We start from the raw sequence: 26,950 nt of genomic DNA on the forward strand, positions 1-26,950 counted from the left end.
CTCTGTTCTTCTTCGTCACGGCTGCGTCAGACGCGTTCGATGGCCAGGGCCAGACCTTGGCCGACTCCGACGCACATGGTCGCCAGACCTTTCTTGCCACCGGTTTTTTCCAACTGATGCAGGGCGGTCAGCACCAGCCGTGCACCGCTCATGCCCAACGGGTGCCCCAAGGCAATCGCGCCGCCGTTCGGGTTGACCTGCGCGGCATCGTCCGCCAGCCCTAATTCACGCAGCACTGCCAGGCCTTGGCTGGCAAAGGCTTCGTTGAGTTCAATCACATCAAAATCACCGACCGCCAGACCAAGGCGCTCGATGAGTTTGCGCACCGCCGGCACCGGGCCGATGCCCATAACCCGTGGCGCTACGCCGGCACTGGCCATGCCCAGCACTCTGGCGCGGGCGGTCAGGCCGTGTTTTTTCACCGCGTCAGCCGAGGCCAGAATCAGCGCGGCGGCGCCGTCGTTGACCCCGGAGGCATTGCCGGCGGTGACGGTTTTGTCCGAGCCGTTGACCGGTTTCAGTTTGCTCAGCGCTTCAATCGTGGTGTCGGCACGCGGATGCTCATCCTGGCTGACCACGGTTTCGCCCTTCTTGTGCGCGATCCGCACCTCGACGATTTCTTCGGCGAAGTAGCCGGCTGCCTGCGCGGCCGCAGTACGTTGCTGACTGCGCAGGGCGAAAGCGTCCTGATCCTCGCGGGAAATCTCATAGTCATCGGCGACGTTGTCGGCAGTCTGCGGCATCGCATCGACGCCGTACTGCGCCTTCATCAACGGGTTGATAAAACGCCAACCGATGGTGGTGTCTTCCAGTTTCATGTTGCGCGAAAACGCCGCGTCAGCCTTGCCCATCACAAACGGCGCGCGGGACATCGACTCTACGCCGCCGGCAATCGCCAGCTCCATTTCGCCGCTGGCGATAGCACGGAACGCGGTACCAATCGCATCCATGCCCGAAGCGCAGAGGCGATTGAGGGTCACGCCCGGCACGATTTCCGGCAGGCCCGCCAGCAGCAACGCCATGCGCGCGACGTTGCGGTTGTCTTCGCCGGCCTGGTTGGCGCAACCGAGGAACACCTCGTCGATTGCGTTCCAGTCCACCGATGGATTGCGCTCCATCAGCGCCTTGATCGGCACGGCAGCCAGATCGTCGGCGCGCACGGCGGCCAGACCACCGCCGAAGCGGCCAATGGGGGTGCGAATCGCGTCGCAGATATAAACGTCACGCATCATGCTTCTCCCGGTGCCTGACCGTGGGCCGCCGCGGTGCGCGCTTCGAGATCGCGCAGCGCGGTCAGTTCGACTTCGCTCGGTTCGGCAGTGGTGGCGACATTGTCGGCAAAACGGATGGCCCAACCGGTGGCGGCGATCACTTGCTCGCGGGTCACGCCCGGATGCAGCGCGGTGACCACGAACTCATGGGTGCCCTCTTCCGGCTCCATGGTGCACAGGTCGGTGATGATGCCGACCGGGCCAGCGCCCGGCAGGCCCAGGCGTTTGCGCGAATCACCGCCCTCGCCATGCCCGACCGAGGTGATGAAATCGAGTTTGTCGACAAACGAGCGCGCCGACTGTTTAAGGATGATCAGCACGCTTTTCGCCGAACCGGCAATCTCCGGCGCGCCACCGGCACCCGGCAGACGCACTTTCGGCGCGTGGTAGTCGCCCACCACGGTGGTGTTGATATTGCCGAAGCGGTCGACCTGCGCCGCGCCGAGAAAACCGACGTCGATGCGTCCGCCCTGCAACCAATAGCGAAAAATCTCACCGGTCGGCACCACGGTGTCAGCGGTTTCCGCCAGTTCGCCGTCACCGATGGACAGCGGCAACACGCTTGGCTTGGCACCAATCGGGCCCGATTCGTAGATCAGCACCACGTCTGGCGACGAGGTCAGGCGTGCGAGGTTGGCAGCCTTGGAGGGCAGGCCGATGCCGACGAAACACACCGAGCCGTTCTTCAGGCGACGCGCCGCGGCGACGGTCATCATTTCATTGGTGGTGTAAGTCATTACTTGGCCTCCGAAGCAGCGGCCAACTTGGCCTGGAATTCGCTGAAATCAGCGCTGCCATGGATGTATTCGTTGATCCACGCAGTAAACGTCTCACGGTCGCGGGCGATCGGGTCCCACGCCTGATAGAAACGGTTATCGCGCTCGTTGTAACCGTGGGCGTAGGACGGATGCGCGCCACCGGGCACATGGCACACCGCACTCAGGGCCCAGGTCGGCAGAACACAGGAATTCATCGGGGCATTGAGGTCATCGACAAGTTCTTCGACGGTGACAATGCAGCGCTTGGCGGCCAGTGCTGCTTCCTTCTGCACACCAAGAATGCCCCACAGCAGCACGTTGCCTTTGCGGTCGGCTTTCTGCGCGTGGATCACCGTGACGTCCGGGCGCACCGATGGCACCGCCGCCAATACTTCACCGGTGAACGGGCAAGTGACGGACTTGATCAGCGGATTGACCTTGGGCAAATCGGAACCGGCGTAGGCGCGCAGCACCGCGAACGGTAGGCCGGAAGCGCCAGCCACGTAGGCATTGGCCAGGTCGGCGTGGCTGTGTTCTTCGATTTCCAGCGGCTGCGGCCATTGCTTCTCGACCGCATCGCGCAGACGGTGCAGCGAACCCACACCCGGATTTCCACCCCAGGAGAAAATCAGTTTGCGCGCACAGCCGGCACCGATCAGTTGGTCGTAGATCAGGTCAGGCGTCATCCGCACCAGCGTCAGATCTTTCTTGCCCTGACGAATGATTTCATGACCCGCCGCCGTAGGGATCAGGTGAGTGAAGCCTTCGAGCGCAACGGTGTCGCCGTCGTTGACGAATTGCTTCACCGCGTCGTGCAGCGAAAGGATCTCAGCCATGGAGCGGGCTCCCGTTTTTGTAGTGGATCGCCAGTGATAAAAAGGCGCGAGGTTCAGCGCCGGAGTCACTGAAGATTAAGCCTGTGAAAATCACCAAACAATCCGATAATCGACTGAGTGTTCGTTTATCGAACAGATTGTTGTCAGCCTATCAATCAGATCAAAAGCTTTGTCGGAACGCCGCCCGGAGCAGGCTCGCTCCGACAATTTGAAATGCATTCCATTGTGGGAGCGAGCCTGCTCGCGAAGGGGGCGGAACCTTCAACGAATATTCCTACGCTGAAACTCAAGTGGCATCCGCATGACTGACCATGCCCTTGATCACGACAGCAGCAGTCGCCAACGCCGCCGGAATCACCAATGCCGTCAACACCTGCTCAAAATTCCAGCCCAATCCGAGCAACGTCGCGCCCATCCACGCCCCGAGAATCGCGCCAAAGCGGCCGATCCCGAGCATCCACGACACACCGGTCGCCCGGCCCTGGGTTGGATAGAACCGCGCCGCCAGTGACGGCATTGCCGATTGCGCGCCGTTGACGCACATCCCCGCCACCAGCACCAGCGTCGCCAGCAGCGTGATGTTGCCCAGGCTCTGCCCCACCGCGTAGGCAAACACCCCGGCCAACAGGTAAAAAGTGCCGATGACCTTGTGCGGATTGAACCGGTCCATCGCCCAGCCTACGCCGACCGCGCTCAACACCCCGCCGAACTGGAACAACGCACCGATGAACGCTGCCTGCTCCATGCTCGCGCCGCTGTCACGCATCAGCGTCGGCAGCCAACTGGTCAGCAGATAGACGATCACCAGGCCCATGAAATAGGTCAGCCACAACAATAAGGTGCCGGTGCTGTAGGTGCCGGAGAAGATCACCGCGAACACGTTGCGTGCCTTGACGGTTTTCTGTTCCGGCACGCTGAAGCTTGAGGCTTGGGCGACGGTAACCGGATCGATAGGCGCCAGCGTCTTGCGCACTTTGTCAGTGCCACGGTTGCGCACCACCAGATAGCGCGCCGATTCCGGCAGCCAGAACATTAGCACCACGGTGAGAATCAGCGGCAGAATCCCGCCGATCAGCAACAGGCTGTGCCAGCCGAAAGCCGGGATCAGCTTCGCCGAGATGAACCCGCCACCGGCCATGCCGAGGTTGAAGCCGCAGAACATGCTGGTCACCAACAGCGACTTCTTGCGCTCCGGGGTGTATTCCGAGAGCAGCGTAGTGGCGTTGGGCATACCAGCGCCCAAGCCCAACCCGGTGAGGAAACGCAGGACCAAAAGCTCTTCGATGTTGGTGGCGTAGGCCGACGCCAGGCTAAACGCGCCGAACAGAAATACCGCGCCGACCAGCACGACTTTGCGCCCGAAGCGGTCTGCCAGAGGCCCGGAACCGAGTGCGCCGAAAACCATGCCGATCAACGCGGCGCTCATCACGGGGCCGAGGCTGGCGCGATCAATGCCCCAATCCTGCGACAACGCCGGGGCAATAAAGCCCATCGCTGCGGTGTCGAGGCCATCGAGAAACACAATCAGGAAACACAGGATCACCACCCGCCACTGATAGCGAGAGATCGGTTGAGCATTGATGAAGGTCTGCACGTCGAGGCAGTTACCCACAGCGGACTGAGGCTGGTTCATTATTTTTATTCCACGCAAAAAACGCAGTCGAACGGCGGCCGGCCAGAGAGCGGCACAGGCACAAGAATAGAAGGTCGGGATCAGGCGTTGCGTTGAATCCGGCAACAGCGATCAGTGCGGAGACAGTCGGGGAGCATGCGCATGGTGAGTTGCCTCTTGTCATTATTATGGGAGTCGGCAGTCCGGCGAGCTCATTCACATCAGCGCCGGATGACGCTGCCGCGACATTAATGATCCAGGGGTTTTAGCGTCAATTCGATAAACGCAACACTGTGCGTTTATCGAACAGCTTCATCAGGCAAACAGTTGCGCACTGAGGTCGCGACTGGCGCTGAGCAGGCCCGGCAGAAAGCGCTGTTCCAGCTCGGTGCGGCTGACACGACCAGCGTGGGTGCTGACGTTGAGCGCCGCCACCACTTGGCCGGAGGCGTCGTAAACCGGTACGGCAATCGAGCGCAGGCCTTGTTCCAGCTCCTGATCGACAATGCACCAACCCTGCTGCCGCACTTGCTGCAAGCATTCGAGCAAGGCGTCCGGGGTGTGGATCGTGCGGCTGGTCTTGGCAACGAGTTCGGCGTGGTCGAGGTATTCACCTAACGACGTGTCGTCCAGCGCCGCCAGCAAAATCCGCCCCATCGATGTGCAATATGCCGGCAGGCGCCCGCCCACCGACAGATCCACCGAGATCAAACGCTGGGTGGTCGCCGAACGGGCGATGTACAGAATGTCATCGCCCTCCAGCGTGGCCATGTTGCAGGCTTCGTGCAGTTGCTCGCTCATGCGGTCGAGGTAGGGCTGGGCGGACACGGCCAGCGGCGTCGACGACAGATAAGCGTGGCCGAGGGTCAGCACTTTGGGCAGCAACGAGTAGGTGCGACCGTCCGTGGTGGCGTAGCCGAGTTTGATCAAGGTGTGCAGGCAACGGCGCACGGCAGCGCGGGGGATTTCCGTGCGATGACTGATCTGGGCGATGGTCAGGTGCCGTTTGCGCTCCTGAAACGCCTGAACCACTGCCAGGCCACGGGCCAGCGAGGTCATGAAATCCGGATCCCCCGTCAGCGCCTGAATGCGCTTGGCCGGCGAGGCGACGATCGGCGGCGCCACGGAAGTGAAGGAGTTGCGCATTTGATCGTTCATTTCAGGTCCTTATCCGGCACGGATCGATGGCTATACAAGCGGCTCGCGGCGGGATGCACAAGGGTTGCGACGCGAAGATTGGGCGATTATCGAACCGCCGACCGATTATCGCAATTGATCAGGTAGCGTTTGCCTGACCTCATGTGACGTTTGCTGACTTCGTCGGCACTTTGAATTTTCGTCTGAGTTGCTCGACTAAATGACGTCAAAAACAGATCACTTCGCAAATAACGGTCTGTGCGCAGTTCAACTAGCGATAAAAGTTGCGAGTAACAAAACGATCACACATCCGGAACCGTTTTTAACTTGGCAAAGATAGTCATTCCCGAATCGACCGCTATAATGCACCTCAGTGGGACCCCGTTCTCAAATACCGGGGTCGCCACCCGCTGACGCGATGTCCATCGCTGTCGGCCCCGGCCAGCGCCTGGCACTTATTGTCAATGTAATGCCAACGCTCGCTGAAACTGGAAACTGATGCTGCGTCAGTTTTAATCTGGTGCCGTAGCCGCCTGCTAGACGCAAGTCTTGATCGTCTTGCCGATCCCAGCAACGCCTGTTCAGGTGTTGGTCTTCGGTAGATTGCTCAATCGATTCGTTGCAGTGCGTTTCACCAGACATTTAACTCAACTCATACAGGTAGCACTGTGACGAAAGACGAACTGCGCGCGGAACTTGAGCGCCAGGAACAACGTTACAAGGAAGTTTACGGCGGGGAAGTCACCACCTACGCCGCTCAGCCAGAACCAGAACGCAAGGCGTGGCGCAAGCGCCCTACCGTTCAGGATCAGGTCTTCAAGCAGGAAATCGAAAAGATCGAAAAGGAACTCAAAGCCGAAGAGCCATGAGCCAACCGGTTTTGATATTCGAGGGTCAGTGCGCACCGTATACAAGCGCGGTGTGATGACGATGCCCTGTGCGCCCGCTATCCGCGGGCAGCAGCCATTGCCCCGTCCTACAGGGTGATAGGAAGCTTCTTACAGGTTTCATTTATATTTCAGACAAGCGTATGAGCCCGTGTTTTATGGGTCAAAAGCCCCGCCATCATTGGTCTTTCTCAATAAAATCAGCAACTTGAAAGACCCTGTGCGCCGCTTGGTTTTAATGCGCTGCAACAAATTAATTCGAATAAGAGTGTTACTGATTAGCAGGTAGGGCATCGATTTCGAGACTTTTCTGGCATAATCGCGCCCCCTTACGACCGGGTCAGAAAACCTTCATGATCGATTTATTCAGCGGACTGGATGCTTGGGTGCTTGTGAGCCTCCTGCTCGCCCTGACATTCGTCCTCGCCTTCGAGTTCATCAATGGATTTCATGACACCGCTAACGCGGTAGCCACTGTTATCTACACCAAAGCCATGCCGCCTCACCTGGCGGTGTTCTTTTCCGGCGTGTTCAACTTCCTCGGCGTTCTGCTGGGTGGCGTTGGCGTGGCGTATGCCATTGTCCATTTGCTGCCGGTTGAGCTGCTGATCAATGTGAACACCGGCCACGGGCTGGCGATGGTGTTCTCGTTGCTCGCCGCGGCAATCGCCTGGAACCTTGGCACCTGGTACTTCGGTATCCCGGCCTCCAGCTCGCACACCCTGATCGGTTCGATCCTCGGTGTCGGCCTGGCCAACGCCCTGATCAACGACATTCCGTTGGCCGATGGTGTGAACTGGCAGAAGGCGATCGACATCGGCGCCTCGCTGGTGTTCTCGCCAATGGCCGGCTTCCTGATCGCGGCGCTGGTGCTGATCGGTCTGAAATGGTGGCGCCCGCTGTCGAAGATGCACAAGACGCCGGAACAACGCCGCAAGCTCGATGACAAGAAGCACCCACCGTTCTGGAACCGTCTGGTTCTGGTGATCTCGGCCATGGCTGTAAGCTTCGTGCACGGCTCCAACGATGGTCAGAAAGGCATCGGCCTGATCATGCTGGTGCTGATCGGTATCGTACCTGCGCAGTTCGTCCTCGACCTGAACAGCACCACCTACCAGATCGAACGCACCCGCGACGCGACGCTGCACCTGAGCCAGTTCTACCAGCGCAACAGCGATTCGCTGGGTGAATTCCTGGCCTTGGGCAAGAGCGTGGAAGGCGACCTGCCGGAGAAATTCCGCTGCAACCCGCAGCAGACCGAACCGACCATCACCGCCCTGTTGCACACCCTCAAAGGTGTTGCGGACTATCGCTCGCTGTCTTCCGAAAGCCGTATTGAAGTCCGTCGCTACCTGCTGTGCCTGGACGACACTGCGAAGAAAGTCGGCAAGTTGCCTGGTCTGGAACCACGCGAAAAGGCTGACCTCGACAAACTGCGCAAAGACCTGACCACCACCACCGAATACGCCCCGTTCTGGGTGATTCTGGCGGTCGCTCTGGCCCTCGGCCTGGGCACCATGGTCGGCTGGAAACGCGTAGTACTGACCATCGGCGAGAAGATCGGCAAGCAAGGCATGACCTACTCGCAAGGCATGTCGGCGCAGATCACTACCGCGACCCTGATCGGTATGGCCAACATCTTCAGCCTGCCGGTGTCCACCACCCACGTCCTCTCCTCGGGCGTGGCCGGTACCATGGTCGCCAACAAGAGCGGCCTGCAAGGCGGGACGGTTCGCACCATCCTGCTGGCCTGGGTACTGACCCTGCCAGCGACCGTGGCACTGTCCGCCGGGTTGTTCTGGCTGGCGTCCAAGGCATTGGGTAGCTGATAGATAGCTGGAAATGAAAAAGGCGCGATTCGAAAGGATCGCGCCTTTTTTTGGTTTGGGATTTGGGGCCATATCCTTGGCTGCGGCGAGGGCTGCTTAGGGTTTCGCCCTTAACCTAAAAGGCTTTGCCCCGGCGTACGGCCTGCCGAAGGGGCAGCAAATCAAGAGCCCCTCACCCTAGCCCTCTCCCGGAGGGAGAGGGGACTGAACGAGTTGTTTGGTAGAAGGATGCCGGACTGGGATTCCGAGTCGAATATAAGTTTTCTAACCAACAGAAATCGACCCCCTCTCCCTCGGGAGAGGGCTGGGCGGGCGGCGTTCCGATGAGGGGCAAATTCACCTCAAAACCAAAGCCGACCGCATGCTCTCCCACCACTCAACACAATGAGCGTTAGCTCGAGTGCAGCTCTTGATCTTGATCTGGAAGCCCGTCGGAAGGCTGAGTGGAGGGATTCATCCGGGGAGAACATCGAAAGGAGGTGCAGCGAAGCAAACCGGAATCGATGCCCCGGATGGATCCCGGAGCGAAGGAACCCCGAGCCCCAGCGAGTGGGCCGAACGTCAGGGCAAAGCCTTTTGGGTTACCTTTTCGGCGCTTGGAAAAGGTGACCCGCCGTAAGGGCGGAACCCTACTCAGCCATCACCCAAAAAACGGATATTCACACAGCCCCCCCCAACAACCTGGTCGGCCCACAGGCCGCCAAGGCAAAAAAAAAGGGCAACCGAAGTCGCCCAAAATGCCTTGCGTGCTCATCAATCCAGAAGAATCACTTCTTGCGCTTATTCGCATCCTTCCAGATAAAAAATCCAAACCCTGCAAAAAACAGAACCATGAGGCCGACAGTCAGCACTCCGGCAAAAACCACGTTATCGAAAAACATGACTGGCCTCCTGAACCTGCTCTGCTGCGATGGAACTAAGTTAACCAAACACGCAGGCGCAATAATTGACCAGGATCAAGTCCGGCCAACACAGAACGCAAAGGAGGGGAAATAACTGACATGCATCAACGGATGCAGGAGGAGATCAACGCTTTTTCGGCTTGCTCTTCGATTTTTTCTTCGGTTTCCCCAAAGGCATTGCCTGCTCGAAGGCATTGCGCACTTCGTTCAAGCGCTTCTCTTTGATGTCATGTACGCGCTTGGCACGCTCGGAATTGAGGTCGATCAGTTTGTCGTCTTGGCTCATGGCAACATACATCGCTAAAAATAATCACAACTGCCGCGACAACGGCAGGACTGCGCCAATAATGCAGCCTGACGCCAGCGCTGACCAGTCGCCAGCACCAACGCTCTAAAACATTTCATGTAAACGACGAATATCAGATCTCGATATCGACCCACAAACCCTGACGCGGCTGATCTTCCATCAGCGGCACGACGGGCACGGTGTTGTCGGCATTGAGTTCGTCGCCGGGCACGGCGAGGTGTTCTTCAGGGTCTTCATCGGCTTCGCGGCGACGGCGATCGCGCTCCTGCTGGCGACGCTGTTCTTCGCGCAGCAGCAAACCGTCCTCTTCAGGATCACGCTTTTGCAGATCGATCGTGCTTTCGTTCGAGCTTTCCTGCACCGGCACTACAGGAGGAATGTCCGGTCGCTGACGAATCGGATCCTGCTGGGAAGTAACTGGCACAACGCTCAAGGGGAGCATCGGTGGCAACATATAAGAGATCTCCTGTCAGCAGGCTATCGGCTGCGGCGAAGGTGCCTTGAGCCACTGGTCGCAAACTTGTGACAGGGTTGGCACTCACTGGTGCCCCATAACCTTCGCAAACTGACAGATGACCGCATTAGGCGTGCTACACGCTTGTGGCTAAAAACTTGCCGCTGCGCCTAATCCTTTGGCCCTGAAGCCTGCATTCCGTTAAGATAGCCCGCTTTTTCAAGGTGGGAGTCAGGCAGCATGGCGCAGCAGTATCAACCGGGGCAACGCTGGATCAGTGACAGCGAAGCAGAGCTTGGTTTAGGCACCGTTCTGGCACAGGATGGCCGCTTGTTGACCGTGCTTTACCCGGCCACTGGCGAAACCCGCCAGTACGCGCTACGGAATGCGCCCCTCACCCGCGTGCGGTTCTCGCCCGGTGACAGCATTACCCACTTCGAAGGCTGGAAGATGACTGTCCAGCAAGTCGACGACGTCGATGGCCTGATGGTCTATCACGGCCTCAACGCGCAGAACGAAGCCGTCACCCTGCCGGAAACCCAGCTGTCGAACTTCATTCAGTTCCGTCTGGCCAGCGACCGTCTGTTCGCCGGGCAGATCGACCCGTTGGCGTGGTTCTCCCTGCGTTACAACACCCTCGAACACACCAGCCGCCAGTTGCAATCTGCGCTCTGGGGTCTGGGCGGCGTGCGCGCGCAACCGATCGCGCACCAATTGCACATCGCCCGTGAAGTCGCCGACCGCATCGCGCCACGCGTATTGCTGGCGGATGAAGTGGGTCTGGGTAAAACCATCGAGGCCGGTCTGGTGATCCATCGCCAACTGCTCTCGGGCCGTGCCAATCGCGTGCTGATCCTGGTGCCGGAAAACCTTCAGCACCAGTGGCTGGTGGAGATGCGCCGCCGCTTCAACCTGCAAGTTGCGCTGTTCGACGAAGAACGCTTCATCGAAAGCGATGCCGCCAACCCGTTCGAAGACACCCAACTGGCGCTGGTTGCGCTGGAGTGGCTGGTCGAAGACGAGAAAGCCCAGGACGCGCTGTTCGCCGCCGGTTGGGACTTGCTGGTGGTCGACGAAGCGCACCACCTGGTCTGGCACGAAGAGAAGGCCAGCCCCGAGTATTCGCTGGTTGAGCAACTGGCCGAAGTGATTCCCGGCGTGTTGCTGCTCACCGCGACCCCGGAACAACTGGGTCAGGACAGCCACTTCGCCCGTCTGCGCCTGCTCGATCCGAACCGTTTCCATGACCTGGCCGCCTTCCGCGCCGAGAGCGAAAACTATCGCCCGGTGGCCGAAGCCGTTCAGGAGCTGCTGGACAAAGGGCGCCTGTCGCCTGAAGCACACAAGACCATCCACGGTTTCCTCGGCAACGAAGGCGAAGCCCTGCTGACCGCGGTCAACGATGGCGACACCGAAGCCAGCGCCCGCCTCGTGCGTGAACTGCTCGACCGCCACGGCACCGGCCGCGTGCTGTTCCGTAACACCCGCGCCGCCGTGCAGGGTTTCCCGGAACGCAATCTGCACCCGTACCCGTTGCCGTGCCCGGACGAATACCTCGAACTGCCGCTGGGTGACCACGCCGAGCTGTATCCGGAAGTCAGCTTCCAGGCGCAGCCGGATGCGAATGAAGAAGAGCGCTGGTGGAAATTCGACCCACGCGTCGAGTGGCTGATCGATCAGCTGAAAATGCTCAAGCGCACTAAAGTGCTGGTGATCTGCGCCCACGCCGAAACCGCGATGGACCTGGAAGACGCCCTGCGCGTGCGCTCCGGCATCCCGGCCACGGTGTTCCATGAAGGCATGAACATCCTTGAGCGCGACCGCGCCGCCGCCTACTTCGCCGACGAAGAGTTTGGCGCGCAGGTACTGATCTGCTCGGAAATCGGCAGTGAAGGTCGCAACTTCCAGTTCGCTCACCATTTGGTGCTGTTCGATCTGCCGGCGCACCCGGACTTGCTGGAACAGCGTATCGGTCGTCTCGACCGGATCGGTCAGAAGCACATCATCGAACTGCACGTGCCGTACCTGGAAACCAGCCCGCAAGAGCGTCTGTTCCAGTGGTATCACGAAGCGTTGAATGCGTTCCTCAACACGTGCCCGACCGGCAACGCCCTGCAGCATCAGTTTGGCCCGCGCCTGCTGCCGCTGCTCGAAGAAGCCGACGACAGCGAGTGGCAAGCGCTGATCGACGAGGCGCGCACCGAGCGCGAGCGTCTGGAACAGGAGCTGCACACCGGTCGCGACCGCCTGCTGGAACTCAACTCCGGCGGTTCGGGCGAAGGCGATCAGCTGGTTGAGGACATCCTTGAGCAAGACGATCAGTTCGCCCTGCCGATCTACATGGAAACTCTGTTCGATGCGTTTGGTATCGACAGCGAAGACCATTCGGAAAACGCCCTGATCCTCAAGCCTAGCGAGAAGATGCTCGACGCCAGTTTCCCGCTGGGCGACGACGAAGGCGTGACCATCACTTACGACCGCAACCAGGCGCTGTCGCGCGAAGACATGCAGTTCATCACCTGGGAACACCCGATGGTGCAGGGCGGCATGGATCTGGTGCTGTCCGGTTCGATGGGCAACACCGCCGTCGCGCTGATCAAGAACAAAGCGCTGAAACCAGGCACCGTGTTGCTGGAACTGCTTTACGTCAGCGAAGTGGTTGCCCCGCGTTCGCTGCAACTGGGCCGTTACCTGCCGCCGGCCGCCCTGCGCTGCCTGCTGGATGCCAACGGCAACGACTTGTCGTCACGCGTTTCGTTCGAGACGCTGAACGATCAGCTCGAAAGCGTGCCACGTGCCAGCGCCAACAAGTTCATCCAGGCCCAGCGCGATCAGCTGACGCCACGGATCAACGCCGGTGAAGAGAAGATCACCCCGCGTCACGCCGAGCGCGTGGCCGAGGCGCGTCGCCGTCTGGCGGCCGACACCGACGAAGAACTGGCGCGCCTGACCGCGCTGCAGGCGGTCAACCCGACCGTACGTGACAGCGAACTGGTTGCGTTGCGCGAGCAGCGGGAGCAGGGCCTGGCGATGCTGGATAAAGCGGCGTTGCGCCTGGAAGCGATCCGGGTATTGGTGGCGGGTTAAACCACCCTGCCCCACCGCTGAAAACAAGAAGGCCCGCAGTGATGCGGGCCTTTTTGTTTGCCTGTTATTTGGCCAGTGATGCTAATGGCCCTTTCGCGAGCAGGCTCGCTCCCACAGTTTGGAATGCGTTCCTATGTGGGAGCGAGCCTGCTCGCGAAGGCGGTTATGCAGTCGCTACTGCAACATCAGGCTCAACCACAGCCACCAACCCCTCTTTCATCCGCTGCGCATCGCGCACAAAACACCGCGCCGCCAAAAACAGAAACACCATGGTCAGGAACAGTGCCACCGGAATCAGGTACATCGCGTCATGCAGCCCGACAGCCTTGAATGCTTCGGTCATCTGCTGCGCCCCAGCTGCCAACATCGCCGTGTGCGCGAAATGATCCGACAACCCGCCTACCACCACCGGCCCCAATCCTCCGCCCAGCAAATACAAACCGGCAAAGAACAACGCCATCGCCGTGGCCCGCAGGCGCGGTTCGACCACGTCCTGAATCGCCGTGTACACGCAAGTGTAGAAGTTGTAGGCAAACAGCCAACCCAGGCTGAATACCGCAACAAACAGACCTATCTCGATCCGTCCGGCGTGCAGCGCCCACGCCGTGCACAGTGTCGAAATGATCAGGCTGAATGCCGCAAACAACAGACGACCGTTAGCCACCCGCTGGTGGATTTTGTCGGCAATCCAGCCGCCAAGGGTCAAACCGATCAGCCCGGTCACGCCGACGATCACTCCGGTCGCCACCGCCGCTTCCTGCAACGGCATCAGGAAATAACGCTGCAGCATCGGCACCAGAAACGAATTGCAGGCATAAGTGGCAAAGTTGAAGCACAGCCCCGCCATCACCAGCCACAGGAAGGTCGGCACAGCGAGGATCCGGCGGATCGGCTTGTCGACTTTCTCCTGCGACACCTGCACGCTTTCCGCCGCCCCGCGCTTGGGTTCCTTGATGAAAAACATGAACACCGCCAGCAACAAGCCCGGTACGGCGGCGATAAAGAAGGGGGCGCGCCAGCTGTCGAACGCCTTGACCATCCAGCCGATGGTGAAGAACGCCAGTAGCAACCCCAGCGGCAGCCCCAGCATGAAGATGCCCATGGCCCGCGCCCGGCGATGAGCCGGGAACAGATCGCCGATCAACGAGTTGGCGGCCGGCGCATAGCTGGCCTCACCAATGCCGATGCCCATGCGCACGATCAGGAAACTCCAGAAACTGCCGACCAGCCCGTTGACGGCGGTCAACGCACTCCATGTCGCCAGCCCCCAACCCATCAGTTTGCTGCGTGAACCCGTATCAGCCATGCGCCCAAGCGGCAATCCGGCGATCGCGTAAACAATGGTGAATGCCGTACCGACGATGCCCAGCTGAAAGTCGCTGAGGTGCCATTCCATGCGGATCGGTTCGATGATGATCGCCGGGATGGTGCGGTCGAAGAAGTTGAACAGGTTGGCGAGGAACAGCAGGAACAGAATGCGCCAGGCATTCGCCGCTTGGGTCGAGTTCTGCATGGGTCCGTCTCTTTATTGTTATAGGGCTTCACTGCCAACGCATCCGAGCCCGGAACCTGCAATCTAGTCAGCGCTGTGGCGGCTGTCTGTGATCATTCGTCTGCCTGATATAGGGCCATGCCACTGTAACGAAACGTAAGCCCTTGATAAGTCTGCAATCCCCTTGAATCCGGGGCTTTTCCGGAAAAACCTTGCCATAAAAAAATAGTTTCAAGCCCCCCTTCCCATTGCCGTTGCGAAGCCTAGAATGGCCGCCGGATCCGTCCGGATCTCCCGATCAATCCCTTTGATACCCTCCCCAATGTCCGAAGTCAGTCCGTGTCTGAATTGCGGTGCCTGCTGTTCCCATTTTCGCGTGTCTTTTTTCTGGGGTGAATGTGCTTCGTCCGGGGGAACAGTGCCCGATGAGCTGGTGACTCAAATCTCTCCCAGCCGGGTGGCGATGAACGGCACCGACTGCAAATCGCCTCGATGCACCGCATTGGAGGGTGACGTTGGCAGCACCGTGAGCTGTTCGATTTATGACAAACGCTCCAGTACCTGCCGTGAATTCGAGTCGTCTTGGGAAAACGGCGAGCAAAATGTCGATTGCGACAAGGCGCGCGCCCGTTTCGGACTGCCTCCCTTGCAACCGGACTGGGCCGAAATCCCCTTTGAGAAGAGCGCCTGACCCTTAGCGCCAATCGCTATGACGCTAATGCCGAAATCATTAGCGCCAATGTGCCACTACCGCTTGCTCCCCGAAAACCGCCTCTATACTTCTGTCTTCAGCCAGCGTTAACCGCGCGGTAGGACTTCAGAGACGGGGCGTGCTATGGAGTGGCTTGATTTGCAGTTCGTTTACGAGCTGCCAGAGAGCGGGCAGGTCATTCTTGATTGCACACATAATCCCTTGCTGGTGCTGGTGGCCTATCTGGTTGCCTGCGCTGCGAGTTTTGCCACCCTCGATATGGCCGAGCGGGTTGCCCACGCCGACGACCCGAGTTCCCAGCGATTGTGGCGCTGGATAGGCGCCACCTGCCTGGCCGGCGGCATCTGGGCCATGCATTTCATCGGCATGCTCGCCTTTCAGGCGCCGATTGAAATCCAGTACGACCTGCCGATCACCCTGTTTTCCCTGTTGATCGCCCTGCTCGCCTCGTGGCTGGCGATGTACACGCTGAGCCATGCGCAGCCAAGCCTGGTGCTCTACCTGAAAACCGCACTGCTCATCGGCCTCGGCATCGCCGGCATGCATTACGTGGGTATGGCCGCCATGCAATCGCGCGCCACTGCGTACTACGAACCGTCCCTGTTTGCGCTGTCGATCGCGATCGCCATCGGCGCCAGTTTCGCCGCGCTGTGGGTAGCCGGTTACTTGCGCGAAGGCAATGGCATGGCTCATCAACTGCTCAAATACAGCGCGGCACTGATACTCGGCGCGGGCATTTTCAGCATGCATTTCACGGGAATGGCAGCCCTGCAACTGGTGTTGCCCGAGGGCAGCCTGCCCGCGACGCCCGTCGATACCAGCCAGCTGCAACTGGGCCTGACAGTCGCGCTGATCATCCTGTTGATTCTGAGCAGCGCGATCAGCGCGGCGCTGTTCGACAAGAAGCTGCAGAACAAGGAAAACGACCTGCGCCGGGTCAACGCCCTGCTCAGCCAACTTGATCAGGCACGCATGGCGCTGCAACAAGTGGCCAACTACGACGCCCTGACCAACCTGATCAACCGCCGCGGCTTCAATCAGATCTTTGCCGAGAAGCTCAGCCAGAAAACCACCGAAGGCGGCATGCTGGCGGTGATGTTTCTCGACATCGACCACTTCAAACGCATCAACGACAGCCTTGGCCACGACGCCGGTGATGCCCTGCTCAAGGTCATTGCCAATCACATCAAAGGTTCGGTGCGCAGCCATGAAGATGTGGTCGCGCGTTTCGGCGGTGACGAGTTCTGCATCCTGATCAGCCTGCGCGACCGCGATGAGGCGCGCAACATGGCCCAGCGGATCATGGCCAAGATGAAGGAGCCGATAGAACTGGCCGGACGCCGCATGGTGATGACCACCAGCATCGGCATCAGTCTGTTTCCTGAAGATGGCAGCACCTGCGAAGAATTGCTCAAGCACGCCGATCTGGCGCTGTATCAATCCAAGGGCGCCGGGCGCAATGGCCTGCACTTTTTCAGTTCCAGCCTGAAAAACCGCGCGACCCTCGAGTTGCAACTCGAAGAAGAACTGCGCCACGCACTGCGCGAAGAAAACGGCCTGACGCTGTATTACCAACCGATCTTCGAACTGAAAACCGGTCGGGTGACCAAGCTCGAAGCGCTGATCCGCTGGCAGCATCCGATTCGTGGTCTGCTGACACCTGACTCTTTTATCAGCATCGCGGAAAACAATGGCCTGATTGCCGAGCTGGACAACTGGGTGCTGCGCCGGGCCTGCAAGGACCTGGGCGAGCTGTCGAAACATGGCTGCGAAGATCTGAAAATCGCCTGGAACTGTTCGCCGTTGAACCTCGCTCGCGAAGAACTGGCCGACGAAATCGAAAATGCGCTGCGCACCGCTGGCGTCGCTCCGGAACGTCTGGAACTGGAAGTCACCGAAAATGCCTTGATGGGCAATATCGCCGATACTCTGGTGCTGTTGCGGCAGATCCGCGCCCTCGGCGTGTCGCTGTCGATCGACGACTTCGGCACTGGCTACTCGTCACTGGCTTACCTCAAGCGCTTACCGCTCAACACGCTGAAGATTGACCGTTCGTTCATCCTCGACATTCCCAAGGCGACGGCAGACATGGAGATCGTCCAGGCGATCATCGTCATGGCCCACACCCTGCATTTGCAGGTGGTCACCGAAGGCGTCGAAAGCCTGGAGCAGTACGAATTCCTCGAACGCTCCGGCTGCGACTTCATTCAGGGTTACTTGCTCAGCCGCCCGGTGCCGCTGGACGAGCTACGCCCGGTGCTGGAAGAAATCAATCAACGCAAACAATCACACTCGGTCAATCCGTTGATTCTGGCGCGCGGTACATTTGCACCAGTGTCGCTGGATCTTGCTCCAAAAAGCCTTGCGCCCCATGCAGGCGCATCAGTTGTGCGGCCAATCCGCTGATCGGCGTGGCCGAGCCTTGCTCGCGGGAGAATTTCACGGCGGTGTCGAGATCCTTGAGCAGCGTGCGCACGTGCCATTTCACCGGTTCGAAACGGCTCTCGGCCATTTGCGGGGCGAGGATCTGCAACGGTTTCGAATCGGCAAAACCACCGGCCAACGCTTCAGCGATCAAGCGCGCATCGACCCCGGCCTGCTCGGCCAGTGCCACCACTTCGGCGATCACCAGTGCATTGCAGGCGACGATCATCTGATTGCAGGCCTTGGTCACTTGACCGGCACCCACGCCGCCCATGTGCGTGACGCGCTGGCCAAGATTGAGCAGCACCGAGCGTACGCGCTCAAGATCTGCCGCCTCACCACCGACCATGATCGCCAGACTGCCGGCCTCGGCGCCGACCACCCCGCCTGACACCGGAGAGTCGAGCCAGGCCATGCCGGTTTGACTCAGCAATTGCGCGGCCATCTCACGAGTGGCCGTAGGTTCCAGGCTGGAAAAATCCACCAGCAACTGGCCGCCCTTCGCGCCCTCGGCGACACCTCCCGAGCCAAATACCACCTCGCGCACCACGGCGGTATCCGCCAGGCACAACATCACTACGTCGGCGTGTTCGCACAGTTCAGACGGGCTGGCGACCTGTCGGGCGCCGGCCGCGACCAGTGGCGCGCACTTGGCCGGATTGCGGTTCCACACCGTCAGCGGATAACCCGCCGCCAGCAGGCGTCGGCACATCGGCAGGCCCATCAGGCCAATTCCGGCAAACCCCAACGATGGTAGCGATGACATCATTTAGCCTCCTTTTGATTAAAGATCGCCGAATAATGGCCGATTCATCAACGATCAGGAAAGGATTCCCCCCAAGCGACGGTCAGGCCAAGTCCCTGACGCTCGGGCCAAATTCGCGCAAAAAAGACGCGACATCTTATTCCGTGAGGTTCGCTGACATTCAGTCACCGGGCCAACCCAGTCCAGGTACATGGCGCACAATGACTTCTAAAAACAATCCCGCCACAGCGGTATCCGATCTGACCTTGAGCCCGGCCGCCAACAGCCCGTCATCGTCCAAGCCATTGGTTCCCTCGCGCCCGCTGTCGACCCAGCAATACCTGTACTTCACCGAAACCAACACCGACCGCATCCTCGACAACCTCGACGGTTTGCGCGACATGGTGTTCCCGCGCCCGCCGCATCTGGAAGGCGACAACGAGCAGCACAGCGATCAGGAATTCCCGTCGGTGTGCCTGATCGGCCTCGGTCGCTGCGGCTCCAACATCGCCCTCGATGTGGCGGAGTTGGTGTACAACGCGCGCAAGTTCTACCTCAATGAGTTCAACAACGAAGACCGTGCAACCGACCGGCGTTCGGCCGACAAGGGCTACAGCCCGGCGCAGTGGATCAAAAACAACCTGCGACTTGGCACCAGCAAAGCGAGCAAACCGGTGTTCCTGGTGGAACCGCTGGTCATGCTCGGCGACCTCGACAAGGACATCGCCGGACGCATCCGTTTCTCGCGCAAGAGCGAAAAGAGCGGCTTCCTGCGCGACTACAGCAAAATGAAAATCATGGACTTGTCCGAAGTCCACGCCGGTGGCGCCGGTAACGCGCCGATCCTCGGCCAGTATCTGGCGAAGATCATCCTCAACAAGGACACCCAGCGCTTCTCCAGCCCTGACTGGAAAATGATCCACTCGTACCTGATCGACAGCTGCGGCATCAAGGCCAACCAGTCGCGCCTGTACTTTTCGATCTTCAGTGCCGGCGGCGGTACGGGTTCGGGCATGGCCTCGGAGTTTGGCCTGGCCCAGCAGCACTCGTACATGAACAAGACGTTCGACACCAAGCCGATGGATGAGCACGACGGCAAGAGCGGTCATTCGTTCGTGTTCGAGCCGATCTTCACCAGCGGCATCTGTGTGCTGCCGAACATTTCCGACCACCGCAGCGAAATGTCCGAGGCGCTGCACATCAACGCCGGTCGCCTGCTGTGCAAATACCTTTCGGAAGAATGGGATTTCTCCTACAACTTTGCCAATGAAGACAGCAGCGAAGCCAGCGTCATGGGCCGTATCCGCCCATGGAACGCGATGATGCTGATCTCCAATGACATCATGCGTTACGCCGAAGAGAACGATGACGGCAACATCCAGAACATTGATGTCAATGCGATGGAGAAACACGCCAACCAGTACATCTCGCAGCAGATCTTCAACATTCTGACGGCGCAGGCAGTCACCACCGACTACGACCAGAACTACTTCCGTCGCGCCGGCATCGACATCGGCGAAACCATTCGCCTCGACGCCAACGACCTGTTCATGAGCCTGGCCGGCCCGGTGGCGATCGCCTACGCCGAATCGGTGGTGCCGGAAACCCCGCCGCCGAGCAGCGACAAGTTCAAGGTGTTCGATAAAGAACCGCAGCGTCTGAACATCGACGACTTGTTCTTCCGTTCGATCGACCTGCCGCACTTCAACAAAGTCACCCAAGCCATCGAAGGCATCAGCCTGTTGCCGATCGAGTCCAAGCGCTATCGTGCCTCGCTCGAGCAGTACAAGAATTCCGGGTACGACGCCGCTGCCTTGCACGACCTGCATTTCTTCAAGAACTGCTCGTCGGTGGTCTCGATCGTTTCGCTGCCCAAAGACTACAAGCTGTCGTACATGGATCTGAACCGGTTGAAGACGCACCTCAACAGCCTGTTCCCCAATACCACGCTCAAGCGCTACGCACTGGTGATCGGTGCCTCGGCCAACCTGTCGCTCACCACCTTGATCGCCAAGAGCCCGTGCCTGTCGGACGACTTCCTGACACTGATCGTCGCGTTCATCAAACGCTGCTTCGCGAAAAACCCGTACCGTTTCGACGAGACGCTGGATAACTCGATCCTCGACTTCATCATCAATGAAGAATTCGACGAAGACCGCATCGACGAACTGCTCAACGAGTTCGAAAACCCGGCGAAGATCCTCGACACCAACTGGTACGCGATCAAACCGATGTACGAAAAGAAGTACCGCGAACTGATCAACGATAAAGAGAAGTTTGTCTCGATCAACGACATTCGTCTGTCGCGTGATTGCGTGAAGAAGTCGATCAAGTACCTGCGCGAGATCTACCGTCACCGGATTGGCAAGACCAAGGTTATTTCGCTGAATAACCATACCGGGAAGTCGTTTACGGTCTGACTCCAGACCGAGTTGCCTCATCGCTGGCAAGCCAGCGATGAGGCCATCAAATTCACTGAAAATTTCAGCCGATCCAACATCCAGAAACAATTAAGCAGCCGTCAGGCGGCTTACTAAACTGTGCTCGTTACGTTTACGTCACCGTTATGCCACCCCTGCCTGTGGCGAATCTCTACGGCAACGTGCCATCACGCTACTCGGCTACACACTTTCTTTGTATGAGGTCGCGCACCAATAAGGTGCGCACGCTTATTCGCCTGCCCTTTCCTGGATCAAAATCCACGGGCTGACCACCACGGCCCACAGCACAGGGTCACGCTCGAAAAGATCCAGCGCCCGCGATTCAGACAGCTTGGCGACCTTGTCTTCGGCCAGCCAGGCAGCGACTTTCTCGCCTTCATCAGAGGCCACGGCTTCGGCGGCGGAGATCAGATCCAGGCTCGGGTCGACCCACAATAGGGCACCCTTGGCGAAGAACGGCTCCAGCTCCTTCCAGGTAATAGATGCGGTTTCACCAAGCAGCTTGGCATAGAGGGTGCTAGGTTCTTGGTTCATGGGTTCTGTCCGGAAAAGAAATCGACGCGAATAATAACGTCGGTGGTCCGCCAGAAAAACCCGGTTGCAAAAAGCTGCACCGAACGAAAAGCGCAGGAAGGCCAAGGAATGCTGTTGATTGGGATATATGCCCACGAACGCCCCGCCGCAATTCTGTCTTTTTCATTCAAAAATGCGACACCCTCAAGTTTTGTCCCTCGGCGCCTGCTTCCCAGGCCAACAACCGGCGCTCTACACTGTACCGGTACAGTTGCCGAGGGCATTTCCGGAAGGTATCGCAAAGATATCTGACCCGGTTCTGCTGCTACGGCGCCAGAACTCAAAAAAAAATTACAACAGTAAGAGTGGAGCACTATGACTAAGGCTACTAAGCAGATTTCCAAACTGTTTGCCGCTATGGTTCTGGCCGGGGTTGCCAGCCATTCGTTCGCAGCTGACACCATCAAAATCGGTATCGCCGGTCCAAAGACCGGTCCAGTAGCCCAATACGGCGACATGCAGTTCAGTGGCGCGAAAATGGCCATCGAACAGATCAACGCCAAGGGCGGCGTCGACGGCAAGAACCTCGAAGCCGTTGAATACGACGATGCCTGCGATCCAAAACAAGCGGTAGCGGTTGCGAACAAGGTCGTCAACGACGGCGTCAAGTTCGTGGTCGGTCACCTGTGCTCCAGCTCCACTCAACCGGCTTCGAACATCTACGAAGACGAAGGCGTGATCATGATCACCCCGGCTGCCACCAGCCCGGACATCACCGCCCGTGGTTACAAAATGATTTTCCGTACTATCGGTCTGGACAGCGCCCAGGGCCCTGCCGCCGGTAACTACATCGCCGACCACGTCAAACCGAAAATCGTCGGCGTGCTGCACGACAAGCAGCAGTACGGTGAAGGTATCGCCACTGCCGTCAAATCCACCCTTGAGAAGAAAGGCACCAAAGTTGCCGTGTTCGAAGGCGTCAACGCCGGCGACAAGGACTTCTCGGCAATCATTGCCAAACTCAAGCAAGCCAACGTCGACTTCGTTTACTACGGCGGCTACCACCCGGAGCTGGGCCTGATCCTGCGCCAGGCTCAGGAAAAAGGCCTGAAAGCCAAGTTCATGGGGCCGGAAGGCGTGGGTAACGACTCGATCACCCAGATCGCCAAAGACGCTGCCGAAGGCCTGCTGGTGACCCTGCCGAAATCCTTCGACCAGGACCCTGCCAACATCGCCCTGGCTGATGCATTCAAAGCGAAGAAAGAAGACCCGAGCGGCCCGTTCGTGTTCCCGTCCTACTCGGCCGTGACCCTGATCGCCGAAGGCATCAAGGCTGCCAAGTCCGAAGACCCGACCAAAGTGGCGGAAGCCATTCACGCCGGCACCTTCAAGACCCCGACTGGCGACCTTAGCTACGACGCCAAGGGCGACCTCAAGGACTTCAAATTCGTAGTCTACGAGTGGCACAACGGCAAACCTAAAACTGAAGTTTCGCCTCAGTAAGGCATTGCCAGACTGACTGCCAATAAAGCCCACGGCGTGCCGTGGGCTTTGTTTTACGAATGTATAGGGCCGCGCTGGCGTGATCCGCCAGTCTCCCCACCTGAAAATCTCAAAACCGTCATCAGCGGTTCGCTGGCAAAACCCGGATTCGAAGTGGATAAAGATCCACGGGGCCGGGCGGGAAAATGACTCCACCAGTGAAATGCGTATCAGGTTTTTAGGAGCGCTGTAATGCCTGACATCTATCACTTCTTCCAACAGCTGGTTAACGGCCTGAACGTTGGCAGCATGTATGCCCTGATCGCCATCGGCTACACGATGGTTTACGGCATCATTGGAATGATCAACTTCGCCCACGGCGAGGTGTACATGATTGGCTCCTACGTGGCGTTCATCGCCATCGCCGGGCTCACCATGATGGGACTCGACAGTGTCCCGCTGTTGATGACGGCGGCGTTCATCGCCAGCATCGTCGTTACCAGTTCCTACGGTTACAGCATCGAACGGATCGCCTACCGCCCCCTGCGCGGCAGCAACCGTCTGATCCCGCTGATTTCCGCCATCGGTATGTCGATCTTCCTGCAGAACACGGTTCTGCTGGCGCAAGACTCCAAGGACAAAGCTATCCCCAACCTGATTCCGGGCAACATCGTCTTCGGGCCAGGTGGCGCACAAGAAGTGCTTATTTCCTACATGCAGATCGTGGTGTTCGTGGTCACGTTGATCGCCATGCTCGGCCTGACACTGTTCATCTCTCGCTCTCGTCTGGGTCGCGCCTGTCGTGCCTGTGCCGAAGACATCAAGATGGCCAACCTGCTCGGCATCAACACCAACAACATCATCGCCCTGACCTTCGTCATTGGTGCTGCGCTGGCGGCCGTCGCGGCTGTGCTGTTGAGCATGCAATACGGGGTGATCAACCCGAACGCCGGTTTCCTCGTCGGCCTCAAAGCCTTCACCGCCGCGGTACTGGGCGGGATCGGCAGCATCCCCGGCGCCATGCTCGGCGGGTTGGTGCTTGGGGTGGCGGAAGCTTTCGGTGCCGATATCTTCGGCGACCAGTACAAGGACGTCGTGGCTTTCGGCTTGTTGGTTCTGGTGCTGTTGTTCCGTCCGACCGGCATTCTGGGCCGTCCGGAGGTTGAGAAAGTATGACTAGGAATCTGAAACAGGCACTGTTCAGTGCCTTGCTGGTGTGGGCCGTGGCCTACCCGGTACTCGGTCTGAAACTGACCATCGTCGGCATCAATCTGGAAGTGCACAACACCAGCACGGCTGTTCTGGCGACCATCGCCATCTGCTCGGTGCTGATGTTCCTGCGCGTGCTGTTCAACCAGCAGATCAGCAAGGCCTGGCGTTCCTCGCCGGGCATGCCGCTGATCCCGGCCAAGGCCAGCAACTTCCTGACCCTGCCGACCACCCAGCGCTATTTCATCATTGCGCTGATCCTGCTGGCGCTGGTGTGGCCGTTCTTCGGCTCCCGTGGCGCGGTGGACATTGCAACGCTGATCCTGATCTACGTGATGCTCGGCCTGGGCCTGAATATCGTCGTCGGTCTGGCCGGTCTGCTCGACCTTGGTTACGTCGGCTTCTACGCCGTCGGCGCCTACAGCTACGCGCTGTTGTCGCACTACTACGGCCTGAGCTTCTGGATCTGCCTGCCGATTGCCGGCCTGATGGCGGCGACGTTCGGATTCCTGCTGGGCTTCCCGGTATTGCGTTTGCGCGGTGACTATCTGGCGATCGTGACCCTCGGCTTCGGCGAGATCATCCGTCTGTTCCTGCGTAACCTGACCGACATCACGGGTGGCCCGAACGGCATCAGCAACATCGACAAGCCAACGTTCTTCGGCCTGACCTTTGAACGCAAAGCTGCAGAAGGGATGCAAACCTTCCACGAGTATTTCGGCCTGCAGTACAACTCGATCAACAAGGTGATCTTCCTTTACCTCGTTGCCCTGTTGCTGGCGCTGGCGGCACTGTTCGTCATCAACCGCCTGCTGCGCATGCCGATCGGCCGTGCGTGGGAAGCGCTGCGTGAAGACGAAATCGCTTGCCGCGCGCTGGGTCTCAACCCAACCGTGATCAAGCTTTCCGCGTTCACCCTCGGTGCTGCGTTCGCCGGTTTTGCCGGCAGCTTCTTCGCCGCCCGCCAAGGCCTGGTGACACCGGAGTCGTTCACCTTCATCGAGTCGGCGATCATTCTCGCCATCGTCGTGTTGGGTGGCATGGGCTCGCAGTTGGGCGTGATCCTCGCTGCCGTGGTGATGATCCTGTTGCCGGAAATGATGCGTGAGTTCAGCGAGTACCGCATGTTGATGTTCGGTGCCCTGATGGTGTTGATGATGATCTGGCGTCCACAAGGTCTGCTGCCGATGCAACGCCCACACATGGAGTTGCGAAAATGAGCCGCGAGATCCTTAAAGTTGAAAACCTGAGCATGCGCTTCGGCGGCTTGCTGGCGGTCAACGGCGTGGCCCTGACCGTGAAGGAAAAACAGGTGGTTGCATTGATCGGGCCGAACGGCGCGGGCAAGACCACCGTGTTCAACTGCCTGACCGGTTTCTACCAGCCTAGCGGCGGCAGCATCCTGCTCGACGGCGAGCCGATTCAGGGCCTGCCGGGCCACAAGATCGCCCTCAAAGGCGTGGTGCGCACCTTCCAGAACGTGCGGTTGTTCAAGGACATGACGGCGGTCGAAAACCTGTTGATCGCCCAGCACCGTCACCTGAATACCAACTTCCTGTCCGGCCTGTTCAAGACCCCGGCGTTCCGCAAAAGCGAGCGCGAGGCGATGGAATTTGCCGAGTACTGGCTGGATAAGGTCAACCTCAAAGAGTTCGCCAACCGTACTGCCGGCACCCTGGCGTACGGTCAGCAACGTCGTCTGGAAATCGCCCGCTGCATGATGACCCGTCCGCGGATCCTCATGCTCGACGAACCGGCCGCCGGCCTGAACCCGAAGGAAACCGAAGACCTCAAAGCGCTGATCAGCATGCTGCGTGAAGAGCACAACGTCACCGTGCTGCTGATCGAGCACGACATGAAACTGGTCATGAGCATTTCCGACCACATCGTTGTGATCAACCAGGGCACGCCTCTGGCCGACGGCACGCCGGAACAGATCCGCGACAATCCTGAAGTGATCAAAGCCTACCTGGGGGAAGCGTAAATGCTGCAGTTCGAAAACGTTTCCACCTTCTACGGCAAGATCCAGGCCCTGCACAGCGTCAACGTCGAAGTCCGTCAGGGCGAGATCGTGACCCTGATCGGCGCCAACGGTGCCGGCAAGTCCACGCTGCTGATGACGCTGTGCGGTTCGCCGCAAGCGCACAGCGGCAGCATCCGCTACATGGGTGAGGAACTGATCGGCCAGGACTCGTCGCAGATCATGCGCAAGAGCATTGCCGTGGTCCCGGAAGGTCGTCGGGTGTTTGCCCGTCTGACCGTTGAAGAAAACCTCGCCATGGGCGGATTCTTCACCGACAAGGGCGACTATCAGGAACAGATGGACAAGGTTCTCGGACTTTTCCCACGCCTGAAAGAACGCTTTGCCCAACGCGGCGGCACCATGTCCGGTGGCGAACAGCAAATGCTCGCCATCGGCCGTGCGCTGATGAGCAAGCCGAAACTGCTGCTGCTCGACGAGCCATCACTGGGTCTGGCACCGATCATCATCCAGCAGATCTTCGACATCATCGAACAACTGCGCAAGGACGGTGTGACGGTGTTCCTGGTCGAGCAGAACGCCAACCAGGCGCTGAAAATCGCCGACCGTGCGTACGTTCTGGAGAACGGCCGCGTGGTCATGCAAGGCACCGGTGAAGCCCTGCTGACCGACCCGAAAGTGCGCGAGGCGTATCTCGGCGGTTGATGGGTTGCGCCAAACAAAAAAACGGCCTTCGGGCCGTTTTTTTGTGCCCGTCAAATCCCCCCCCTCGGCAGCTCCTACACAGTGATGGCGTATTTTCTGAAAAAGATTTGTACGGGGCTGTAACGCATCGCCATGTCATTTCTCTAGAGGGATAAGCAAGCACATT

At 59.2% G+C, this 26,950-nt stretch carries 23 protein-coding genes; 11 read left to right on the forward strand and 12 right to left on the reverse strand.

The window, feature by feature from the left end:
• Window positions 1–26 precede the first annotated feature (26 nt).
• The 5 genes from pcaF to pcaR all read right to left on the reverse strand — a co-directional run bounded on the left by pcaF (window position 27) and on the right by pcaR (window position 5,635).
• Window positions 27–1,232 carry a 3-oxoadipyl-CoA thiolase gene (gene pcaF, locus JJD74_RS10215; protein WP_200613427.1) on the reverse strand — a complete coding sequence of 402 codons (1,206 nt, stop codon included), beginning with the start codon at window positions 1,230–1,232 and terminating at the stop codon, window positions 27–29.
• A complete protein-coding gene (locus tag JJD74_RS10220) occupies window positions 1,229–2,008 on the reverse strand; it encodes a CoA-transferase subunit beta (protein ID WP_047300032.1) in 780 nt (259 codons plus the stop codon). The genes pcaF and JJD74_RS10220 overlap by 4 nt, the downstream gene beginning before the upstream one ends.
• The gene (locus JJD74_RS10225) at window positions 2,008–2,865 is read right to left on the reverse strand and encodes a CoA transferase subunit A (protein ID WP_200613429.1); all 858 of its coding nucleotides are present in this window, start codon (window positions 2,863–2,865) and stop codon (window positions 2,008–2,010) included. Before JJD74_RS10225 ends, JJD74_RS10220 begins: the two co-directional genes overlap by 1 nt.
• A gap of 286 nt (window positions 2,866–3,151) precedes the next feature.
• Complete coding sequence (locus tag JJD74_RS10230; RefSeq protein ID WP_200613433.1) at window positions 3,152–4,498, reverse strand: MFS transporter; 1,347 nt, start codon at window positions 4,496–4,498, stop codon at window positions 3,152–3,154.
• 294 nt (window positions 4,499–4,792) lie between these two features.
• Window positions 4,793–5,635: a pca regulon transcriptional regulator PcaR gene (gene pcaR / locus JJD74_RS10235; RefSeq protein ID WP_042558002.1), complete on the reverse strand. Its 843-nt coding sequence runs from the start codon at window positions 5,633–5,635 to the stop codon at window positions 4,793–4,795.
• Between the two features lie 647 nt (window positions 5,636–6,282).
• Here pcaR and JJD74_RS10240 point away from each other — a divergent pair.
• Together JJD74_RS10240 and JJD74_RS10245 are read left to right on the forward strand one after the other, a co-directional pair.
• The gene (locus JJD74_RS10240; protein WP_008080067.1) at window positions 6,283–6,483 is read left to right on the forward strand and encodes a hypothetical protein; all 201 of its coding nucleotides are present in this window, start codon (window positions 6,283–6,285) and stop codon (window positions 6,481–6,483) included.
• A 371-nt stretch (window positions 6,484–6,854) separates the two neighbouring features.
• Entirely contained in the window at window positions 6,855–8,330 is a 1,476-nt protein-coding gene (locus tag JJD74_RS10245; RefSeq protein WP_047300029.1) for an inorganic phosphate transporter, read from the forward strand.
• A gap of 767 nt (window positions 8,331–9,097) precedes the next feature.
• Here the strand turns inward: JJD74_RS10245 and ccoM are convergent.
• The 3 genes from ccoM to JJD74_RS10255 form a co-directional block, all read right to left on the reverse strand.
• A complete protein-coding gene (gene ccoM, locus JJD74_RS31260) occupies window positions 9,098–9,211 on the reverse strand; it encodes a cytochrome c oxidase subunit CcoM (protein ID WP_003222396.1) in 114 nt (37 codons plus the stop codon).
• 145 nt (window positions 9,212–9,356) lie between these two features.
• On the reverse strand, window positions 9,357–9,518 hold the full coding sequence (locus JJD74_RS10250) for a hypothetical protein (protein ID WP_196304131.1): 162 nt from the start codon (window positions 9,516–9,518) through the stop codon (window positions 9,357–9,359).
• Window positions 9,519–9,651: 133 nt separating this feature from the next.
• On the reverse strand, window positions 9,652–9,993 hold the full coding sequence (locus tag JJD74_RS10255; protein WP_042558000.1) for a hypothetical protein: 342 nt from the start codon (window positions 9,991–9,993) through the stop codon (window positions 9,652–9,654).
• A 240-nt stretch (window positions 9,994–10,233) separates the two neighbouring features.
• On the opposite strand from JJD74_RS10255, the gene rapA reads away from it, so the two are divergent.
• Window positions 10,234–13,080, forward strand: a complete 2,847-nt coding sequence (rapA, locus tag JJD74_RS10260; protein WP_042557999.1) for an RNA polymerase-associated protein RapA — start codon at window positions 10,234–10,236, stop codon at window positions 13,078–13,080.
• Window positions 13,081–13,243: 163 nt separating this feature from the next.
• On the opposite strand, the gene JJD74_RS10265 is transcribed toward rapA, so the two are convergent.
• Window positions 13,244–14,593, reverse strand: coding sequence for a spinster family MFS transporter (locus JJD74_RS10265; RefSeq protein WP_042557998.1), 1,350 nt, complete (start codon window positions 14,591–14,593; stop codon window positions 13,244–13,246).
• A gap of 301 nt (window positions 14,594–14,894) precedes the next feature.
• Here JJD74_RS10265 and JJD74_RS10270 point away from each other — a divergent pair, with 301 nt between their 5' ends.
• On the forward strand, window positions 14,895–15,263 hold the full coding sequence (locus JJD74_RS10270) for a YkgJ family cysteine cluster protein (RefSeq protein WP_042557997.1): 369 nt from the start codon (window positions 14,895–14,897) through the stop codon (window positions 15,261–15,263).
• A 144-nt stretch (window positions 15,264–15,407) separates the two neighbouring features.
• On the forward strand, window positions 15,408–17,690 hold the full coding sequence (locus tag JJD74_RS10275) for a putative bifunctional diguanylate cyclase/phosphodiesterase (RefSeq protein WP_042557996.1): 2,283 nt from the start codon (window positions 15,408–15,410) through the stop codon (window positions 17,688–17,690).
• Here JJD74_RS10275 and JJD74_RS10280 read toward each other — a convergent pair.
• Window positions 17,581–18,477 (reverse strand): NAD(P)-dependent oxidoreductase, encoded by an 897-nt coding sequence (locus tag JJD74_RS10280; protein WP_162184573.1) that lies wholly within the window; start codon window positions 18,475–18,477, stop codon window positions 17,581–17,583. The two genes, JJD74_RS10275 and JJD74_RS10280, sit on opposite strands and share 110 nt — an antisense overlap.
• A 197-nt stretch (window positions 18,478–18,674) precedes the next feature.
• Here JJD74_RS10280 and JJD74_RS10285 point away from each other — a divergent pair, with 197 nt between their 5' ends.
• A complete protein-coding gene (locus tag JJD74_RS10285; RefSeq protein WP_047300027.1) occupies window positions 18,675–20,873 on the forward strand; it encodes a hypothetical protein in 2,199 nt (732 codons plus the stop codon).
• A 249-nt stretch (window positions 20,874–21,122) separates the two neighbouring features.
• On the opposite strand, the gene JJD74_RS10290 is transcribed toward JJD74_RS10285, so the two are convergent.
• Window positions 21,123–21,428: a DUF2288 domain-containing protein gene (locus tag JJD74_RS10290; RefSeq protein WP_200613436.1), complete on the reverse strand. Its 306-nt coding sequence runs from the start codon at window positions 21,426–21,428 to the stop codon at window positions 21,123–21,125.
• Entirely contained in the window at window positions 21,425–21,598 is a 174-nt protein-coding gene (locus JJD74_RS10295; RefSeq protein WP_162184568.1) for a hypothetical protein, read from the reverse strand. The genes JJD74_RS10290 and JJD74_RS10295 overlap by 4 nt, the downstream gene beginning before the upstream one ends.
• A gap of 184 nt (window positions 21,599–21,782) precedes the next feature.
• On the opposite strand from JJD74_RS10295, the gene JJD74_RS10300 reads away from it, so the two are divergent.
• The 5 genes from JJD74_RS10300 (at window position 21,783) to JJD74_RS10320 (ending at window position 26,784) form a co-directional block, all read left to right on the forward strand.
• Complete coding sequence (locus JJD74_RS10300; RefSeq protein ID WP_200613439.1) at window positions 21,783–22,910, forward strand: branched-chain amino acid ABC transporter substrate-binding protein; 1,128 nt, start codon at window positions 21,783–21,785, stop codon at window positions 22,908–22,910.
• Between the two features lie 231 nt (window positions 22,911–23,141).
• Window positions 23,142–24,065, forward strand: a complete 924-nt coding sequence (gene livH / locus JJD74_RS10305; protein ID WP_042557991.1) for a high-affinity branched-chain amino acid ABC transporter permease LivH — start codon at window positions 23,142–23,144, stop codon at window positions 24,063–24,065.
• On the forward strand, window positions 24,062–25,318 hold the full coding sequence (locus JJD74_RS10310) for a high-affinity branched-chain amino acid ABC transporter permease LivM (protein WP_042557990.1): 1,257 nt from the start codon (window positions 24,062–24,064) through the stop codon (window positions 25,316–25,318). The genes livH and JJD74_RS10310 overlap by 4 nt, the downstream gene beginning before the upstream one ends.
• Window positions 25,315–26,082: a high-affinity branched-chain amino acid ABC transporter ATP-binding protein LivG gene (gene livG, locus JJD74_RS10315; protein ID WP_042557989.1), complete on the forward strand. Its 768-nt coding sequence runs from the start codon at window positions 25,315–25,317 to the stop codon at window positions 26,080–26,082. The genes JJD74_RS10310 and livG overlap by 4 nt, the downstream gene beginning before the upstream one ends.
• Window positions 26,083–26,784, forward strand: coding sequence for an ABC transporter ATP-binding protein (locus JJD74_RS10320; RefSeq protein ID WP_042557988.1), 702 nt, complete (start codon window positions 26,083–26,085; stop codon window positions 26,782–26,784).
• Window positions 26,785–26,950: the final 166 nt, after the last annotated feature.

This window comes from Pseudomonas sp. MF6776 (assembly GCF_016613125.1).
GTDB classification, from domain to species: domain Bacteria; phylum Pseudomonadota; class Gammaproteobacteria; order Pseudomonadales; family Pseudomonadaceae; genus Aquipseudomonas; species Aquipseudomonas iridis.

Excerpts from the sequence above, each read along its gene's own strand:
- pcaF (WP_200613427.1), bottom strand. The coding sequence starts at position 1,232 with ATGATGCGTGACGTTTATATCTGCGACGCGATTCGCACCCCCATTGGC.
- JJD74_RS10225 (WP_200613429.1), bottom strand. The coding sequence starts at position 2,865 with ATGGCTGAGATCCTTTCGCTGCACGACGCGGTGAAGCAATTCGTCAAC.
- livH (WP_042557991.1), top strand. The coding sequence starts at position 23,142 with ATGCCTGACATCTATCACTTCTTCCAACAGCTGGTTAACGGCCTGAAC.
- JJD74_RS10270 (WP_042557997.1), top strand. The coding sequence starts at position 14,895 with ATGTCCGAAGTCAGTCCGTGTCTGAATTGCGGTGCCTGCTGTTCCCAT.
- JJD74_RS10275 (WP_042557996.1), top strand. The coding sequence starts at position 15,408 with ATGGAGTGGCTTGATTTGCAGTTCGTTTACGAGCTGCCAGAGAGCGGG.
- JJD74_RS10290 (WP_200613436.1), bottom strand. The coding sequence starts at position 21,428 with ATGAACCAAGAACCTAGCACCCTCTATGCCAAGCTGCTTGGTGAAACC.
- JJD74_RS10280 (WP_162184573.1), bottom strand. The coding sequence starts at position 18,477 with ATGATGTCATCGCTACCATCGTTGGGGTTTGCCGGAATTGGCCTGATG.
- JJD74_RS10230 (WP_200613433.1), bottom strand. The coding sequence starts at position 4,498 with ATGAACCAGCCTCAGTCCGCTGTGGGTAACTGCCTCGACGTGCAGACC.
- JJD74_RS10250 (WP_196304131.1), bottom strand. The coding sequence starts at position 9,518 with ATGAGCCAAGACGACAAACTGATCGACCTCAATTCCGAGCGTGCCAAG.
- rapA (WP_042557999.1), top strand. The coding sequence starts at position 10,234 with ATGGCGCAGCAGTATCAACCGGGGCAACGCTGGATCAGTGACAGCGAA.
- JJD74_RS10265 (WP_042557998.1), bottom strand. The coding sequence starts at position 14,593 with ATGCAGAACTCGACCCAAGCGGCGAATGCCTGGCGCATTCTGTTCCTG.
- JJD74_RS10310 (WP_042557990.1), top strand. The coding sequence starts at position 24,062 with ATGACTAGGAATCTGAAACAGGCACTGTTCAGTGCCTTGCTGGTGTGG.
- pcaR (WP_042558002.1), bottom strand. The coding sequence starts at position 5,635 with ATGAACGATCAAATGCGCAACTCCTTCACTTCCGTGGCGCCGCCGATC.
- JJD74_RS10300 (WP_200613439.1), top strand. The coding sequence starts at position 21,783 with ATGACTAAGGCTACTAAGCAGATTTCCAAACTGTTTGCCGCTATGGTT.
- ccoM (WP_003222396.1), bottom strand. The coding sequence starts at position 9,211 with ATGTTTTTCGATAACGTGGTTTTTGCCGGAGTGCTGACTGTCGGCCTC.
- JJD74_RS10245 (WP_047300029.1), top strand. The coding sequence starts at position 6,855 with ATGATCGATTTATTCAGCGGACTGGATGCTTGGGTGCTTGTGAGCCTC.
- JJD74_RS10285 (WP_047300027.1), top strand. The coding sequence starts at position 18,675 with ATGACTTCTAAAAACAATCCCGCCACAGCGGTATCCGATCTGACCTTG.
- JJD74_RS10320 (WP_042557988.1), top strand. The coding sequence starts at position 26,083 with ATGCTGCAGTTCGAAAACGTTTCCACCTTCTACGGCAAGATCCAGGCC.
- livG (WP_042557989.1), top strand. The coding sequence starts at position 25,315 with ATGAGCCGCGAGATCCTTAAAGTTGAAAACCTGAGCATGCGCTTCGGC.
- JJD74_RS10220 (WP_047300032.1), bottom strand. The coding sequence starts at position 2,008 with ATGACTTACACCACCAATGAAATGATGACCGTCGCCGCGGCGCGTCGC.
- JJD74_RS10255 (WP_042558000.1), bottom strand. The coding sequence starts at position 9,993 with ATGTTGCCACCGATGCTCCCCTTGAGCGTTGTGCCAGTTACTTCCCAG.